Raw genomic sequence first — 14,557 nt, 5'->3', positions numbered from 1 at the left:
TAGGAGGAGCAATCGGCAATTTTCAACCCCTGTGCCGGGGAGAGCCATGACGGAGCCGCTTCAGACCGCGAGTCCAAACCCAGGCGTCAAGCCAATGACGCCATTGGCGACGAAGCCGCTCCTCGAGAACATCGGCGTGGCGGCAAAATTCCGCGATTTTGCCGATCTCCTCGACAGCCAGGGCGCCGACGGTTTCCGCGCAAGGGCCTGCAGAAGGGCGGCGGATGTCGTTTCCAGGCTGGAACGGCCCTTGGGCGAGATCCTGGCAAAGGAGGGACGCGACGGCCTCATCGCCCTCCCGGCCATCGGAACAGGCCTGGCTGGCGCGATTGCCGAGATGGTCGCGACCGGGCGCTGGTCGCAACTGGAACGGCTGCGCGGCGATATGGAACCGGAGGCGCTGTTTCGGTCGATCCCCGGCATCGGACCACGATACGCGCACAGCCTCGCCGAGGACGGGCAGTTCGAGACGCTCGAAGACCTCGAGAACGCGCTCCATAGCGGCGCGCTTCATATCAAGGGCATCGGCCACAGGCGCAAGGAGATGCTGGGGGCAGCCCTGGCCGAGCGGCTCGGCAGGGCTCGGCTGAGAACGACCCATCAACCTCAACCCTTGCCGCCGGTATCGATGCTGCTCGATGTCGATCGCATGTATCGCGAGAAGGCGGCAGCCGGAGTGCTCCGCAAGATTGCGCCGAAGCGCTTCAATCCGAAGGGCGAGGCTTGGCTGCCGGTCCTGCATGCGCGGCATGACAACTGGCATTTCACCGCGTTCTTCTCCAACACCAGGCTGGCGCACGAACTGTCAAGGACGAGCGACTGGGTTGCGATCTATTTCCAGGCCGAAGGCCAACCGGAGGGACGATGCACCGTCGTCACCGAAACAAGGGGGCCGATGGCAGGCAGGCGCGTCGTCCGGGGACGGGAAGACGAACAGCAACTGGAGGAACCGGTATGATGGAAAAAGCAGAGAACAGGGTTGGCGACGGCGAAACGGAACTTGAAGTTCCGCTCGAAACCGTGTGCTTCATCATCATGAAGGCGCGCGAGTTCGATGCCAAGGATCCGGTCACCGAACCCAGCCCCGCCTCCAATCCGTCCGACGATCATTCCGCCGCGATCCTCGAGGATCATGACGACGACCCGGCTCTCGAAGAATTGCAGTCGCTGATTTCCGATCTTTCCGTCGACGCACAAATCGACCTGGTCGCCCTGATGTGGTTGGGGCGCGACGACCAGTCCGCCGACGAGTGGCAAAGTGTCCGCCAGCAGGCAGCTGACGCGCACAACGAGCATACCGCCGACTATCTCTGTGGGACGCCGCTGCTTGCGGACCATCTCGCCGATGGTCTTTCGACACTCGGCCACTCCTGCGTCGAATTTGAACGCGAGCACTTCTAGTCATCGCAGCGCCCCCGCGCTTGCTGACGGACGACGTTTCGGTGGTCGCGCATCTCCATCGGGCTCCAGCGGAAGACATTTTCTGTTGTCATTGATTCCGATCAATGAGCCTCCCCTTTGCAGCTGATTTCATGCTGTTCTTGCCAGCCTGATGTGGCGACGCGGGCGCGATGGACAGCGGCAAAACCGCGGATTCGCGAAGCAATGGACCAGTTCGGCGACGACATTTGGCAAGCGGGTCCGCTGACCTCCAGCTCTAGCGCCTCCTGGGAGACCTAAGGCGGAAGGGCGGAGGCGGCGGTACCTTGTCGATCAAACTCGCCAAAGGAGAAGAACCATGGCCGAAACTGCCACCAAACTGCCTGTCAAGGCAGAGAAGAGCGCCGCGCCGGCGCCAGCCGGCAACTGGACCACTCCGTTCGAAAGCCTGCGTCGCGAAATCGACCGCCTGTTCGACGACTTCCATCCTTTCGATTTTCGCCTGCCTTCGACGCGCTCCCTGTTCGGTCGTGAACTGCCGTCCCTGCGTAATCCGGGCTGGCCTGTCGCGCCGGCCATGGATCTTGTCGAGAAGGACAAGGGGTACGAGATCACGGCCGAACTGCCGGGTATCGACGAAAAGAATGTCGAGATCAAACTCGCCAACCATATGCTGACCATCAAGGGCGAGAAGCGGGAGGAAAAAGAAGAGAAGGACAAGGACTACCATCTGTCCGAGCGCCGCTACGGCTCCTTCCAGCGCTCGTTCCAGCTGCCTGAAGGCGTGGACGCCGACAAGATCGAGGCGACCTTTGCCAAGGGCGTGCTGACGGTGAAGCTGCCCAAGACCGCCGAAGCCCAGAAGGCCGAGAAGAAGATCGCGGTCAAGCCTGCGTAGTGGCCGTGACCGCTGATCGCCCTCAGCGCGTCTGGTCGGCGCGCTGAGACTGTTCAAGAGAAGGCAGTTTGCCGAGCTGCGTTTATCGGGGACCCAAGCCGGGCCACGAAATGGGCAACGTTTCCACCTCGGGGCGTATTGCCGCACTCCATATCAGCGTGATGGTTTGGCAATATTTCCCAGGTTGCCAGGTCCGCGGGACTGATCGCGTGCCTGGCTTTCGGCGACCTCGAGCTTCTTCCGCTCCAACGCCAACAAGCCTTCGATGACGCGCCGCTGTCCCGGATCGGTCTCGCGTGCGAGCAAATCCTGGAAATGGGCGATGTTGGCGCGCGCAATGAACCGGTCCATGACATCTCCCAAGACGGCACTCTACACCCGAGTCCAAGTCCGTTCTAAGCTATTTTTGAATCAGATCGATGTCCACTGGTGCCTACGACTGCCCATGACCTGAACATCCGTCCGCGGACAGTCGAAGTTCACCGCGCTACGTCAGCAAGCGAGCAACTTGCCCGAACTGGTGCGGGTAGCGATGGCTCTGGAGTTCGCAGACAAGGGAGATCCGGAAGCCCGAGCCGATTGCAGGAGATCATCCCAACGAGACTTCCGGAGTCCCTTCAACCGCCCGTCCTGTGGATCACAGCGATGCGAACTGTCTTCGCGGGGCCGCGGCCGTCTAGGTGGAATCCCATAAGGACCAAACCGGATTTCGCAATTCCGGATATTGCGTCATTGATCTCACAAGCAGAGGCAGATTGTCGTATCGATCCTGGTGACATCGCCTTCACCATCGAGACCGTCTTTCCGTGCCTCCCCACCTCCCGAGCAGAAGGCACAATCAAAGTGCCGAGCCTGCGCAGCAGCGAGATCACGAAATGGCAAACCCTGCGGAACGTGGCGACCCAAGAGCGGTGAACCCGATTGCCGATCGTCGCATTGCCAATCGCCGTCCGGAAGGCATTCCCGTGCCCGGCACGCGAGACGACCGGTCGTCGGATTTGACCTGCGTCAAGGATGACATTGCCTTTCCGCCCCAAGGTGAATCCATGTGGCAACCGATATCGAATGCCCCCTTCGATCGAGATTTGGAATTGGCCGTCATAGATGGGGACGGCCCCCACGCGCTCGTCTTTCCCTGCAGGCGTGTACTGACGGGCTGGACCAAGTCAGCCACAAAGGAACGGGTGGATGTCTCACCCACTCATTGGCGGATATGGGAACCTGCCACCAAGGATGTTTAGCGGCGATGTCGGCGCGTTCGTCTACTTGTTGTTATGCCCGCTTTTTCCCTTTTCAGCCGCCTCGATCTTTCTGAGCTTTTCCTCTTCCTTCGCGAGCAGATCAAGCAGGGTCTTCCGCTTGACCTCACCCTGCTCCTCGGCCAGGAGCTGTCGAAAATGCTCGATATTCAGGCGAGCGATCCGCTTATCCACTCATCACATAAGCAGCCGCAGCGGCTTCCCTGTTTGTCTGTGACCAACATAGCACGGCCAGATTGTAGGTATCGCGACAAAAATTCAGGGGTTGCCGCGGTTCGATACCTTTCAAACTGCCAGCGTCTGATCCCGCCGGCATGTGTCAGTTCCCCCCGAGGGATGCTCCAGATGGGCGTAACCCCGGCAGTTGCCGCCTGGCGGTGGCGCCCGTTGATGCAGGTCAATGCCGCAAACGTCACCGTGTGATCTCCTTGATATTTGGCAGTTCGCCCGGAAGGAGATGCTCGATGTTCAATTTGCGCAATATTTTCGCGGCAGGCCTGATGCTGACCGTTGCCGCGATGCCTGTTGTGGCCGGGGCTGAAGACAAAGATTCCGGTTGGTGGCCCCGCTGGGGGATCGGCCGAATGATGATGGGCCAGTGGGGCATGGCCGGCCCGATGGGCGGTTATGATTCAGACCAGATGCTCGATCGAATCGACGGACGCCTCGCATTCCTCAAAACCGAGTTGAAGATCACCGACGAGCAGACGCCCTCCTGGGACGAGCTTGCCGGCGTTATCCGCAGCACGGCCGAGTCGCACAACGCGTTGATGCAGGACATGATCAAGCAATTCCAGGACGGTGAGTTCCTGAAGAAGCCCCTGCCCGAGAGACTGGCCTACCAACAGACCCATCTCGAAGCCCGTCTGGAGCAGGTAAAGGCCGTCAGGGCAGCGGTCGAAAAACTATACGCAAAGCTCAGCGATGAGCAGAAGCAGGCCGCTGACGACATTGTGCTGCCGATGATGGGCATGGGCATGGGGCGCTCGGGCGGCTTCGGTCCTGATATGATGTTTAGATAGCCTCTACTGCAACCTGGCCGTGCAATACGCTGACTGAGCCGGATTCGCGGAGGAACTGAGCGCATGTTCGTCGCACTTCGCCTTCTGACCGCTGTGCTTGGCATCACCCAAGCCGGCTCGGCGATCTTCCCGACGGGGGTGGTCTACAGCAATTGGAGCGACGAGAGCGAAGAGGCCAAGGTTTGCGAGATCATCCTCGACGTCAGCAATCCGCCATCGCGGGAAGTCGTCAAGTTCATCGCGCTTGCTGGCTACAACAAATTCGACGGGACGGTTCTGGCTGGCTTTCTCATGGCCGCGGCCGACCTTGAGGCCAACAGCAAATATCGAATAGTGCGGATTTCAGACGCTGCATTCAGCGCCCGGACATTCAACTCGCTGGGCCATCTGGACTACCAGGTCTATGACGACGGTACAGTCATGGCCACGACACAAGATTCTCGCCTCGCCATGGCTTTCATCAACGCAGTTTTTTCCGGAACTTATGAGTTGCGTTTTGCTCGCTCGGACTCGGACACCGAAATGCAAACCTACAAAATTGCGTCCGCTCCAGGGGAACCCGTGGTCGGCAACTTCACGCACTGTCTGGATCACCTTGCCATCGAGTCCAACCGGCTTCGATCATGCGCATCGACAAAAGGAAGCCCGCTGCCGGAGGGAGGTGGCAGCGGGCTCAGCCTCACGATGGGTCAGGGAGGACAGCCCATCGCTCACCCACGTCAAGGGAGGACATGGGCAAACCAAACGTAGGAATATCTTCTCACAAATCAAGACAAGCGATTCGATTTTCGAGGAGCCGCAGTTCATTCCGACCTCTCGCCCTGCCCGCTCGCCTGGCATGATCACGCCAGGGTGATTTGATCCTGCTCAATGCGAAGATCGCTCCGGAGGCCAGAATGGCAAACAGATTGAAGGAGCGATCGCATGACTCACACTTCAATTACGGGATTCACTCACGCTGCCGAGCAGGCGCAGCAATGGGTGAACGAGTTGGCCCAGGATCTGGGCTGGAGCGAGCAGAGCGCCTACCGCTTCCTGAAATCCGTCTTGCATACGTTGCGAGACTGGCTGTCGCCCGAGGAGATGGCCGACCTTTCAGCTCAACTGCCGACGCTCATCCGGGGCATATATTTCGAAGGCTGGAAGCCGGACACACCGGCGTGGGAAAGGAAGAAGAGCGACTTCGTGATTTGTGTCAGGAACAGCTTCGGATATGAGCCCGACGTCGATATCGATCAGGCGATCAAAGCGGTTTTCAAGATCCTCGACCGCAACATATCGCATGGCGAGATCGTCCAGGTTCGGAACTCGATGAAGAAGTCGCTTCGTCAGCTCTGGCCGACGGATTGACCGATGTTCCGCGATCGACAAGAGGCTGGGAAAAGACTTGGTGTCGAGGTCGGGAAACTCGGTTTGCTTCAGCCGGTCGTCCTCGCCTTGCCGCGAGGGGGTGTCCCCGTCGCCGCGGAAGTGGCCAAGGCCCTGAAAGCTCCACTCGATCTGATTATCGTGCGCAAGGTGGGTGCGCCGGGAAATCCCGAACTGGCGGTCGCAGCGATCGTCGATGGCAACCCACCGGACATCGTTCTGAACCGCGAGATCGTCGAGGCCTATGCGCTCGACGATGATGAACTCCGCGTCTTGATCGCGAAGGAGCGCCCGGAACTGGAACGGCGCCGGCTCGTCTATCGGGGCGAGCGCGCACCTCTATCGATCACCGGAAAGACGGCAATCATCGTGGATGACGGTGTCGCAACGGGGACAACGATGAAGGTTGCGATCCGTGCCCTTAAAAGGCGCTCGCCCCGGGAGGTCGTTGTGGCAATCCCCGTAGCGCCGCCGGACGTATTGGCCGAGCTCGCCCAGGAGGCGGACTTGATCGTGTGCCTCAGCCAACCGGCGCATTTCCACGCCCTCGGTTACCACTACCGCAGCTTCCCACAGCTTACCGATGACGAAGTCACGGACGCACTCGCCGAAGCCAGGCAAGAACACCGCGCGGGTCAGCGAACAATTCGGCGGAAGACCGAGCCCGGCACAGCCTGAATTGCTCCGGGTCGATCTTGAGCAAGCATGTCGATTGACTGGAGCCCCTGAGCTAAAACTGCTGGCCGTGCTTCATCGCGCCATCAAGACCGGCAGCGACTGATCCTCGAGCATCGATTTGGTGACGCCACCGAAGATCCGCTCGCGCAACCGCGAATGACCATAGGCGCCCATCACCATCAACTCGGCGCCGCCGTCGACCGCGTGCTGGCGAAGAACGTCAGCGACGGAATGGTTTGAACTCGGCAACCGGTCGACCGTGACCTTCACGCCATGCCGCGCGAGATAGGCGGCGGCATCGGCCCCGGGTTCCTGGCCGTGGTGGTGTTCGTCCTCCACCGGATCGACCATGACGAGGCGCACATCGTCGGCGGCTGTCAACATGCCGAGCGATTCACGGAGGGCGCGCGATGATTCGAGGCGAGCGTCCCACGCAACCAGCACCCGCTTCGGCTTCAGCGTCGGCCGCGTCCCTCGGGGAACGATCAGCAGCGGCCTGCCGGATGAAAACAAGGCGCCCTCGATCACCTTGCTCTTCAGCGTCTCGCCAGCGAGCAACTCCGGTCCGATCACCGTAATGTCGGCGTAGCGTGCACGACGGCCAATTCGTTCGTCAGCCGAGCCGACCTCCGGATATTCGCTGGAGACATCGGCCGAAAGCGCGCGGTTGGCGAGAAAAGCCGACACGGCGGCGACTCGCTTCTCCAGGAGCTTCTCATCGGCCTGCCGCTCCTTCAGCCAGTCTTCCGAGACGACTGCCGCATACTCTCCGACTGGCGGCGGCGCGGCGATGGCAACGACAAGAACAGCAAGATGGGCGCCGATTTCGTCGCAAAGGTCAGCAGCGAGTTTGAGATCGCCGTCACCCATATACGGTCCCGTAACCGTAAGTATCGTCCTGAAAGCCATGGCGGCTGCTCCCGATCTTGTGTCAAACTTCATGCAACCATAACCGGACGGTTCGGCATGCTCATTGCGCTGAATCAAAGGCCCCGCCGTGGCCCAATTGATCCGGATCAACATGCGTGCGGGTTGACACGGTACGCTCAACCCATCAACCGGTGGATGAGCAGATGAGACTCCTGATCGCACTAGCTCTCGCGACTATGGCCTGCCAGGCGTCCAGGGCGCAGGAAATGAGTTACGGCCAGGCAGAATATCTGAACTCCTGCGCCGTCTGTCACGGCGTCGATGGCAAGGGCGACGGACCCTTGCGCGACCTACTGATCAAGCGTCCGGCCGACCTGACGCACCTTTCCGAACGCAATGGCGGGACGTTTCCCTATTCGAGGGTCTTCGCGACCATCGACGGCCGGTACGCCATACCAAGCCATGGCGACCGCGAGATGCCGGTCTGGGGTCGTCAATTCCTTGAGGATGACGCAAAAACCTACGGCCCAAGTGGCGGCGAAGTGGTAACCACAGAACGCATCCACAACCTGACAGGTTACATCGAAACGCTGCAGCATTAGATTTAGGCAGCCGCGAAGATCGCCAAAATGACTTGCATGTGCGATGGATTGGTACGCCTCGGAGGCGCCAATCAACTTGGTTCGGGATGCCGATGACTGACATCAGCCTCAGGTTGGACGCACGCCTTGGCCGGATCCATGCAAGGCAGCGTCTGGGCATAGAAGACGACCACGAAGCACAAATCTTCGGCCAGGGCCTGAACTTCTTTCACCTGGAGAATTGGTATTCGATCCATGCGGTGATCCGCAACGGGCTGCGCTTCACCGGGCTCTATGGACGCGGGTGCCGCAATGCCGAAAACGTCCAACTCCGCGTCAACACAATCACATCGGCAACCTTGCCACGCGGCTTCGACGGATTCCGGATCCTGCACCTCAGCGATCTGCATACTGACATGAGCGGCCCGGCGATGGATCGCGTCACCGAACTCGTTGCGAATCTCGATTATGACATTTGCGTGCTGACCGGCGATTTCCGCGCAAAGACCTTCGGTCCCTTCGAGGCCGCCATGGATGGCGTCGCCCGCGTGCGCGCCTCTCTCAAGGGGCCGCTATACGGGGTGCTCGGTAACCACGACACGGTTCGAATGGTTCCCGCCCTGGAGGACATGGCATTCGCATGCTGATGAACGAACTGGAAGTGATCGAGCGGGGCGGAGAGCGCATCTATCTCGCTGGAATTGACGATGCGCATTTCTTCCGGGTCGACAATATCGAAAAGGCGGCTGCCGATGTGCCCGCCGACGCCTTTTCGATCCTGCTCTCGCATACTCCCGAGATCTATCGCCAGACAGCTCACGCAGGATTCGACGTGATGCTCGCAGGTCACACCCATGGCGGCCAGATCTGCCTGCCGGGGGGAATTCCGATCACCCTGGATTCGAAGCTCCCGCGGACGATGGGCGCCGGCGCGTGGATGTATCATGGCATGAGTGGTTACACATCGGTTGGCGCCGGCTCGAGTGTCGTCGCGGTACGGCTGAACTGCCTTCCCGAGATCACACTGCACCATCTGGCCCGCAGGGATCAGTAAGGTCTGTCCCTGATGCGCAGCATGTAGAGAAGCCGGGAGACCAAGAGTTCGCCAATCCAGAACGCGCCGACACCGATCAGAATGTCCCAAACCGAAAATCCCACGAGGTTCCTGACCGCCAGGAAAGGCAACAGAGATTCCGGCACCTGATCGAAGCCTGGCGACTCGGCGCTCGGAGCCAGGCGCATGCGACGTTTGATGAAGCTCGACAGCATGTCGCCGGCCATGGCGGTGAAGCCGATGAGCACTCCAATTGCAGTGTCGAGCCCCACAAGGGGGCCGCCTATCCCAGCCGCCACGATGGCGAGCACGAGACCGCGAAGGGTCTTTGACCGACCCAGGAGGGGCTGTCCGTCCCAGAAAAGCCGACCACCATCGATCGGCCACGAGAGCCACTCGCCAAGCATTTTCTTGGCGATGACAGGTACGCCGTTGGCGAGAGTCAGCAAGATGAGGCACTGAACAATCGGCCAGAGATGAAGCTCAGTCATTGTGCCCTCGATAGGCATGGGTCCTGCGTCCTTGCGGAAAACCGCGCGCCGGGCTGTCGGTCACAGCACGAAAAAGCCAATTGAGGCCAAAGCCATCACCGCCGTGGCAAGCACGCCACCGAAAACCATCCAGCGCGGCAATGTAAGGTGACCCATAATCCGCGGGTTCATAGCGATCATCATCATGATTGCCATCAGCGGCGCCGCTAGTATTCCGTTGACGACAGCGCTCCAATAGAGGGCCCTGATGGGATCCAGGCCCACGAAAGTCAGGGTCACCCCACCCAGCGTTGCCAGCGCGATGACGCCGTAGAAGGCCTTGGCGTCCTGCGGGCGCCGGTCCAGGCCTTCGGGCCACCGAAACATCTCCGCAACAGCATAGGCGGCGGAGCCCGCAAGCACGGGGACGGCAAGCATTCCGGTACCGACAATACCGATGGCGAATATGGCAAACGCAAAGTCCCCGGCAACAGGCCGGAGCGCTTCGGCCGCCTGCGACGAGGTCTGGATCTGCGTAATCCCGTTGGCATGAAGCGTTGCCGCCGTGGCAATAATGATGACGATGGCCACCAGATTGGAAAAGCCCATTCCAAATAGCGTGTCGCCACGAATGCGCGCCAGCTCCGGTCCGGCAGCGTGCGAGTTGGCGCCAAGCCGCCGGCGGTGTTGCCGGTGCTGCTCCTCAACCTCCTCCCCGGCCTGCCAAAAGAAGAGGTAAGGACTGATCGTTGTGCCAAGGACGGCAACAAGCGCCATGGCGTGATCGCTGTCGAAGACGATTTGCGGAACCAGCGCACCATAGAGCGCCGCTCCCCAGGGCACATGGACCGACAGCACCACCGCCACGTAGGCAAGCAGGGACAGGGTTAGCCATTTAAGCACCGTCACGTAGCGCCGATAGCTCACGAAGATTTCCAGAAAGATGCAAATCAGGGCGAACAAGATCGCATACCAGTGACGCGGGCCACCTATGAGCAATTCGAGCGCCGCCCCCATGGCGCTGAGATCGGCGCCGATGTTGATGACGTTGGCGACCAGTAGGAGAAGAACGGCGAAACGCAGCAGCCAAGGCGAGTAGTGCCGACGCAGATTGCGCGCGATACCTTGGCCAGTCACAGCGCCGATCCCGGCACTGATCCCTTGAGTTACAGCCATAAGCGGATAGCTGAACAGCATGGTCCAGGCGAGCGAGTAGCCGAATTGCGCCCCCACCTGACTGTAGGTGGCGATACCGCTTGGATCATCATCGGCCGCGCCCGTGATCAGTCCTGGGCCCAAGCTTCCGAAGAAGCTCGAGCGTTGGCGAAGCGTGGTAGCCGTTGCCTCCGACTGTTCCATCGAATGATCCCCTCCCACGCACCCCTGGTTTCCGTCGCGGTATATGGCCCGCGAATCGGGCTGGTTTAGCACGGACAAGCTGGATGAATACGCGGACCGGACGTTGCAGGCCGTGAAGATTGCGCCTTCTTCGGTCTCGGTCTTCCGATTGCGCGCTGAGGACGCACCAGCGGACCGCGTATGAGCACCGCCATCGTGGCTCAGCTTGTCGCCGCGACGCCGACGACATAGTTCTTTCCGTAGACCTTGGCGCATTTCGGGCACGTCGTGTAGAAGAAATAGACGTCGCCCGGCTCCGATTTTCGATCGCGTGCGATCTGCCGCATTTCCTCATGCCACTGCCTTGCCTGGCTGTACGGGCCTTCGAAAACTTTCGTCATGAAGTCACCGCTCAGCGTGGTCATCTCCTCGCCTGGGACGGTTCTCGAGACTGAAAACAGATGTTCACTGCTCCACGGCGAGATATCGCGGCTGAGCACGATGAATCGGTCCGTGTCCGAAGCACCGGCGTCATCGATATGCCTGTTAACACGCGAGAATACGCTGCCCATGTTCACCGGCACATGCATCACGCTGTGGGTTGTCGCCTTGAGAAACCGCTTGTCCTTGAAGTGCAACTCCTGGCCGTCCCAGCCCTCCGGATTGAACCTTGGGCAGCAACCGGTCGTGTTCACGCTGGCGTCATATCGCGGCGTTTCATTCGTCTGCATCACTGTTCCCCAATTCGGATCGATGGCCATCCAACAGGGAACGAACCCAGTCCTCATTGATCCTCGTCAACATGGCGCTGGAACATGATTGAAACGGGTCAAAGCCGGCTGGTCTCGATCGCGTCACAAAGCGGGCAATAAGAGCTCAGACAGATATCAAGGCCGGTCTCGCGCGGACTCAAGCCCCCGCCAATGTCTTCTCGATGGCTTCGACCGAGTGTTTCGCGAGATCCTTGCCCAGCTCGCCCACAAGCTTTGCTTTCAGCGTAGCCTGGACGTGCTTGCGCAGTTCGCCCAGCGTGCGCGGATCGGCGATCACCACCAGATGCTCGAACGCCTCCGTCAGCGCCTCGCGATTGAGGTACTCGGCCACGGCCGCGACAAAGTCGTCTTCCCGCAGGCGAGAGTCGTCGGGATTGGCAGTGGAACTGCGATGTCGGCCGCCCGAGCCAGTGCTGGCCGCCTGGAGGGCCGGCTCGCGCAATTCAACCAGGTCGATCCGGGGTTCGTGACCCTTGTTGCGGAAAAGGCGCAACTTCTCGCCGTCGGTTACCGCGACGAGCGTACCATTAGCCAAAATCATTTTGTTCTCCTTTGAAATGGATTGATCGAGGTCCAAAGCGGTCCTTCGCTGTCGCAGGGCGCTCCAGCCCTGCGTGATCAGTGACCCCATATGATCCGAGGTTCATTTCTTGATGTCACGGTTGGCGCCGCCCGTGCCTTGCCCACAATGATCGGTGCAACCGGTTTCAGTGCGAGCGGAATCCCAAGCTCCTTCTTTACCGTCGTCTCGTTGAGCCAAGGCCGAGACAACCCGATCCAGCATGTTCCAAGACCCCTGGCATGAGCTGCCAGCATGAGATTCTGCCCGGCCAGGCAGCAATCCTCGTCAGACTGCCTTTCGTCATTCGTCGCGCAGATGATAATCAGCGCCGGCGCGCCGTGGAAAATCTTGAACTCCTTGTCGGCAAGATGGCCAGCAAGCGGCGAACCTTCGGGCAGGTTGCTGATCGTATAGCGCTTGGCCTCATCCGATAACGCACGCAGGCGCGCGGAACCGCTCACCACCACAAAGGACCATGGCTGCAGGTTCATGGCACTCGGTGCCAGGATGGCAGCGTCGATCAACTCGTGGATCAGATCGTTTTCGATCTGCTCGTCGGTGTAGGTACGAACCGCTCGCCGCGTCCGCAACGCTTCCATCAGTTCCATGGCACACCTTCTGGAATGGTCGTTGAAAAAAGGGGGTGCTTCAAGTCTCGTTGTCTTCTGGCTTGTGTTCCCGAGGATCGCCTTGCCTTGAATCAATTTGCCGGCCTCCGTCCAGGCTGACGCTTAATTCCGGGCGCCCCCGGACGGTGAACACCGTTTCACTCTTGACCGGATTGAAGCACTTCCACCCGCCAGATACGGGACCGAACGAAAGCCAGACCCATAAGGGCGGCGTCCTCCGACGCCGCCCCTATGTCTGTCGTCAGGCGGGAACGGCCGCGCGCTCAGATACCGGGGTGTGAACGGACTCGGAAAAATCGAGCACCATCCGTCCCTGAACCCTGCCTGCCTTGAGGTTTGCGAATATTGTGTTGATGTCCTCGAGGCGTCCCTTGGTGATTTCGGCCTTTACCTTGCCGTCGGCGGCGAAGGCGATGGCCTCGTCGAGATCGCGCCTGGTCCCGACGATCGAGCCGCGCACCGTGATGCGCTTCAGCACGACGTCGAAGATCGGCGTCGGAAACTCCCCCGGCGGCAGGCCAACCAGACTGATCGTCCCCTTGCGGCGAACCATATGCAGCGCCTGGCTGAAAGCCGGTGTCGAAACCGCGGTCACGAGAATGCCATGAGCACCACCGCCGGTTCCCTTGATGACCTCGGCCACCACATCCGGCGAGCGCGCGTCGAATGCGAGATCGGCTCCGGCGGCTTTGGCCAGAGCGAGCTTTTCGGGTGCAACGTCCAGGGCCACAACCTTCAGCCCCATCGCCTTGGCGTACTGGATCGCCACGTGGCCGAGACCACCGACGCCGGATATAGCCACCCACTCGCCGGGCCGGGCCTCGGTTTCCTTCAGGCCCTTGTATGTGGTCACGCCGGCGCAAAGGATCGGCGCTATCTGCGCGAAATCGACGCCGGCAGGCAGGCGCGCGGCAAAAGGTGCCGATGCAATGACATATTCAGCGAAGCCGCCGTCGCAGCTGTAGCCGGTGTCATGCTGGTGCTCGCAAAGCGTCTCCCAGCCGGTCTCGCAGTATTCGCAACGCATGCACGCATCGTGCAGCCAGGCGACGCCGACCGGATCGCCTTCCTTGAAGTCGGTCACGCCTGGCCCGAGCGCCGCGACCACGCCGGCAACCTCATGCCCGGGAATGAACGGCGGCACGGGCTTCACCGGCCAGTCTCCATCGGCGGCATGCAAATCGGTATGGCAGACGCCGCATGCAATCACCTTGACCAGGATTTCCCCCGGGCCCGGAATGGGTACCGGCACCTGTTCGATCGATAGCGGCCTGCCGAATTCATGGACCACGGCCGCCTTCATCATCTTCACCACAGCGCATTCTCCTTGTTTTCTCGACTGCCTCTCTTGCTGGCCTGGCGAACAATGAGCCGCGCCACGTCCTGTTTCATTGACCTAGCGCAATGAGGAAATCTTTCGCCGTTGACCGGGATCAATGTCCGGTCAGCCGAAAGGCAGGAGGGTCTGTGCGAGCAGTCGACGAAAAGCACGCTGCTGAAAGGATGCGGTCATGTCTCATCGCGCGTTGGAACTTGTGCGCTCAAAAGGAAACCTGCCCGCGCGCTATGGATGATGCTCGACCACTATCAACAGACCAAGAACCTGCCCGTCAGCTACAGCACCAAGGCACTCGGTTTGTTCCCACACCCTTACGATTCATGCCTGGAACGGGAT

General features: G+C 60.4%; 19 protein-coding genes. 10 read left to right on the top strand and 9 right to left on the bottom strand.

Features of this window, described 5'->3' with window-relative positions; genetic code table 11:
- Positions 1-46 precede the first annotated feature (46 nt).
- From OOJ09_RS00885 to OOJ09_RS00875, 3 genes are all read left to right on the top strand, one after another.
- Entirely contained in the window at positions 47-958 is a 912-nt protein-coding gene (locus OOJ09_RS00885) for a helix-hairpin-helix domain-containing protein (RefSeq protein WP_269903375.1), read from the top strand.
- Positions 955-1,401, top strand: coding sequence for a DUF3775 domain-containing protein (locus OOJ09_RS00880; protein WP_420107483.1), 447 nt, complete (start codon positions 955-957; stop codon positions 1,399-1,401). Before OOJ09_RS00885 ends, OOJ09_RS00880 begins: the two co-directional genes overlap by 4 nt.
- Positions 1,402-1,738: 337 nt before the next feature.
- A complete protein-coding gene (locus OOJ09_RS00875) occupies positions 1,739-2,278 on the top strand; it encodes an Hsp20/alpha crystallin family protein (RefSeq protein ID WP_269903374.1) in 540 nt (179 codons plus the stop codon).
- 153 nt (positions 2,279-2,431) lie between these two features.
- Here the strand turns inward: OOJ09_RS00875 and OOJ09_RS00870 are convergent, their stop codons facing one another.
- Together OOJ09_RS00870 and OOJ09_RS00865 are read right to left on the bottom strand one after the other, a co-directional pair.
- Positions 2,432-2,629 carry a hypothetical protein gene (locus OOJ09_RS00870; RefSeq protein WP_269903373.1) on the bottom strand — a complete coding sequence of 66 codons (198 nt, stop codon included), beginning with the start codon at positions 2,627-2,629 and terminating at the stop codon, positions 2,432-2,434.
- 911 nt (positions 2,630-3,540) lie between these two features.
- The gene (locus OOJ09_RS00865; RefSeq protein WP_269903372.1) at positions 3,541-3,711 is read right to left on the bottom strand and encodes a hypothetical protein; all 171 of its coding nucleotides are present in this window, start codon (positions 3,709-3,711) and stop codon (positions 3,541-3,543) included.
- 290 nt (positions 3,712-4,001) lie between these two features.
- Here OOJ09_RS00865 and OOJ09_RS00860 point away from each other — a divergent pair, with 290 nt between their 5' ends.
- The 4 genes from OOJ09_RS00860 (at position 4,002) to OOJ09_RS00845 (ending at position 6,605) form a co-directional block, all read left to right on the top strand.
- Positions 4,002-4,559 carry a Spy/CpxP family protein refolding chaperone gene (locus OOJ09_RS00860; RefSeq protein WP_269903371.1) on the top strand — a complete coding sequence of 186 codons (558 nt, stop codon included), beginning with the start codon at positions 4,002-4,004 and terminating at the stop codon, positions 4,557-4,559.
- Positions 4,560-4,622: 63 nt separating this feature from the next.
- A complete protein-coding gene (locus tag OOJ09_RS00855) occupies positions 4,623-5,309 on the top strand; it encodes a hypothetical protein (protein WP_269903370.1) in 687 nt (228 codons plus the stop codon).
- 174 nt (positions 5,310-5,483) lie between these two features.
- Positions 5,484-5,909 (top strand): DUF2267 domain-containing protein, encoded by a 426-nt coding sequence (locus OOJ09_RS00850; RefSeq protein ID WP_269903369.1) that lies wholly within the window; start codon positions 5,484-5,486, stop codon positions 5,907-5,909.
- A 3-nt stretch (positions 5,910-5,912) separates the two neighbouring features.
- Complete coding sequence (locus OOJ09_RS00845) at positions 5,913-6,605, top strand: phosphoribosyltransferase (RefSeq protein ID WP_269903368.1); 693 nt, start codon at positions 5,913-5,915, stop codon at positions 6,603-6,605.
- Positions 6,606-6,677: 72 nt separating this feature from the next.
- Here OOJ09_RS00845 and OOJ09_RS00840 read toward each other — a convergent pair whose 3' ends face one another.
- Positions 6,678-7,514, bottom strand: a complete 837-nt coding sequence (locus OOJ09_RS00840) for a universal stress protein (RefSeq protein WP_269903367.1) — start codon at positions 7,512-7,514, stop codon at positions 6,678-6,680.
- 164 nt (positions 7,515-7,678) lie between these two features.
- Between OOJ09_RS00840 and OOJ09_RS00835 the strand changes: the two genes are divergently transcribed.
- The 3 genes from OOJ09_RS00835 (at position 7,679) to OOJ09_RS31970 (ending at position 9,110) form a co-directional block, all read left to right on the top strand.
- Positions 7,679-8,077 (top strand): c-type cytochrome, encoded by a 399-nt coding sequence (locus OOJ09_RS00835; RefSeq protein ID WP_269903366.1) that lies wholly within the window; start codon positions 7,679-7,681, stop codon positions 8,075-8,077.
- Between the two features lie 92 nt (positions 8,078-8,169).
- Positions 8,170-8,703 (top strand): metallophosphoesterase, encoded by a 534-nt coding sequence (locus tag OOJ09_RS31975; protein ID WP_333474456.1) that lies wholly within the window; start codon positions 8,170-8,172, stop codon positions 8,701-8,703.
- Positions 8,697-9,110 (top strand): hypothetical protein, encoded by a 414-nt coding sequence (locus OOJ09_RS31970; protein WP_333474455.1) that lies wholly within the window; start codon positions 8,697-8,699, stop codon positions 9,108-9,110. The genes OOJ09_RS31975 and OOJ09_RS31970 overlap by 7 nt, the downstream gene beginning before the upstream one ends.
- Here the strand turns inward: OOJ09_RS31970 and OOJ09_RS00825 are convergent.
- The 6 genes from OOJ09_RS00825 to adhP all read right to left on the bottom strand — a co-directional run bounded on the left by OOJ09_RS00825 (position 9,104) and on the right by adhP (position 14,188).
- Positions 9,104-9,601, bottom strand: a complete 498-nt coding sequence (locus tag OOJ09_RS00825; RefSeq protein ID WP_269903365.1) for a CDP-archaeol synthase — start codon at positions 9,599-9,601, stop codon at positions 9,104-9,106. The two genes, OOJ09_RS31970 and OOJ09_RS00825, sit on opposite strands and share 7 nt — an antisense overlap.
- A 60-nt stretch (positions 9,602-9,661) precedes the next feature.
- A complete protein-coding gene (locus tag OOJ09_RS00820; protein ID WP_269903364.1) occupies positions 9,662-10,939 on the bottom strand; it encodes an NRAMP family divalent metal transporter in 1,278 nt (425 codons plus the stop codon).
- Between the two features lie 200 nt (positions 10,940-11,139).
- Positions 11,140-11,649, bottom strand: coding sequence for a hydrolase (locus OOJ09_RS00815; RefSeq protein WP_269903363.1), 510 nt, complete (start codon positions 11,647-11,649; stop codon positions 11,140-11,142).
- Between the two features lie 178 nt (positions 11,650-11,827).
- Positions 11,828-12,232 (bottom strand): host attachment family protein, encoded by a 405-nt coding sequence (locus OOJ09_RS00810; protein WP_269903362.1) that lies wholly within the window; start codon positions 12,230-12,232, stop codon positions 11,828-11,830.
- 77 nt (positions 12,233-12,309) lie between these two features.
- Positions 12,310-12,861 carry a nitroreductase family protein gene (locus tag OOJ09_RS00805; RefSeq protein ID WP_269903361.1) on the bottom strand — a complete coding sequence of 184 codons (552 nt, stop codon included), beginning with the start codon at positions 12,859-12,861 and terminating at the stop codon, positions 12,310-12,312.
- 262 nt (positions 12,862-13,123) lie between these two features.
- Positions 13,124-14,188, bottom strand: a complete 1,065-nt coding sequence (gene adhP, locus OOJ09_RS00800; RefSeq protein WP_269904037.1) for an alcohol dehydrogenase AdhP — start codon at positions 14,186-14,188, stop codon at positions 13,124-13,126.
- Between the last annotated feature and the right edge of the window lie 369 nt (positions 14,189-14,557).

The sequence above is a fragment of the Mesorhizobium qingshengii genome, from assembly GCF_027563465.1.
GTDB lineage: Bacteria > Pseudomonadota > Alphaproteobacteria > Rhizobiales > Rhizobiaceae > Mesorhizobium > Mesorhizobium qingshengii_A.
The sequence above is the reverse complement of the archived record's forward strand: the minus strand, read 5'-3'. Positions and strand labels throughout refer to the sequence as shown.

What these genes read in the sequence shown, in the direction of transcription:
- OOJ09_RS00815 (WP_269903363.1), bottom strand. Translation starts at nt 11,649, where the DNA reads ATGCAGACGAATGAAACGCCGCGATATGACGCCAGCGTGAACACGACC.
- OOJ09_RS00850 (WP_269903369.1), top strand. Translation starts at nt 5,484, where the DNA reads ATGACTCACACTTCAATTACGGGATTCACTCACGCTGCCGAGCAGGCG.
- OOJ09_RS00835 (WP_269903366.1), top strand. Translation starts at nt 7,679, where the DNA reads ATGAGACTCCTGATCGCACTAGCTCTCGCGACTATGGCCTGCCAGGCG.
- OOJ09_RS00885 (WP_269903375.1), top strand. Translation starts at nt 47, where the DNA reads ATGACGGAGCCGCTTCAGACCGCGAGTCCAAACCCAGGCGTCAAGCCA.
- OOJ09_RS00870 (WP_269903373.1), bottom strand. Translation starts at nt 2,629, where the DNA reads ATGGACCGGTTCATTGCGCGCGCCAACATCGCCCATTTCCAGGATTTG.
- OOJ09_RS31975 (WP_333474456.1), top strand. Translation starts at nt 8,170, where the DNA reads ATGACTGACATCAGCCTCAGGTTGGACGCACGCCTTGGCCGGATCCAT.
- OOJ09_RS00845 (WP_269903368.1), top strand. Translation starts at nt 5,913, where the DNA reads ATGTTCCGCGATCGACAAGAGGCTGGGAAAAGACTTGGTGTCGAGGTC.
- OOJ09_RS00855 (WP_269903370.1), top strand. Translation starts at nt 4,623, where the DNA reads ATGTTCGTCGCACTTCGCCTTCTGACCGCTGTGCTTGGCATCACCCAA.
- OOJ09_RS00840 (WP_269903367.1), bottom strand. Translation starts at nt 7,514, where the DNA reads ATGGCTTTCAGGACGATACTTACGGTTACGGGACCGTATATGGGTGAC.
- OOJ09_RS00825 (WP_269903365.1), bottom strand. Translation starts at nt 9,601, where the DNA reads ATGACTGAGCTTCATCTCTGGCCGATTGTTCAGTGCCTCATCTTGCTG.
- adhP (WP_269904037.1), bottom strand. Translation starts at nt 14,188, where the DNA reads ATGATGAAGGCGGCCGTGGTCCATGAATTCGGCAGGCCGCTATCGATC.
- OOJ09_RS00880 (WP_420107483.1), top strand. Translation starts at nt 955, where the DNA reads ATGATGGAAAAAGCAGAGAACAGGGTTGGCGACGGCGAAACGGAACTT.
- OOJ09_RS00875 (WP_269903374.1), top strand. Translation starts at nt 1,739, where the DNA reads ATGGCCGAAACTGCCACCAAACTGCCTGTCAAGGCAGAGAAGAGCGCC.
- OOJ09_RS00805 (WP_269903361.1), bottom strand. Translation starts at nt 12,861, where the DNA reads ATGGAACTGATGGAAGCGTTGCGGACGCGGCGAGCGGTTCGTACCTAC.
- OOJ09_RS00810 (WP_269903362.1), bottom strand. Translation starts at nt 12,232, where the DNA reads ATGATTTTGGCTAATGGTACGCTCGTCGCGGTAACCGACGGCGAGAAG.
- OOJ09_RS31970 (WP_333474455.1), top strand. Translation starts at nt 8,697, where the DNA reads ATGCTGATGAACGAACTGGAAGTGATCGAGCGGGGCGGAGAGCGCATC.
- OOJ09_RS00820 (WP_269903364.1), bottom strand. Translation starts at nt 10,939, where the DNA reads ATGGAACAGTCGGAGGCAACGGCTACCACGCTTCGCCAACGCTCGAGC.
- OOJ09_RS00860 (WP_269903371.1), top strand. Translation starts at nt 4,002, where the DNA reads ATGTTCAATTTGCGCAATATTTTCGCGGCAGGCCTGATGCTGACCGTT.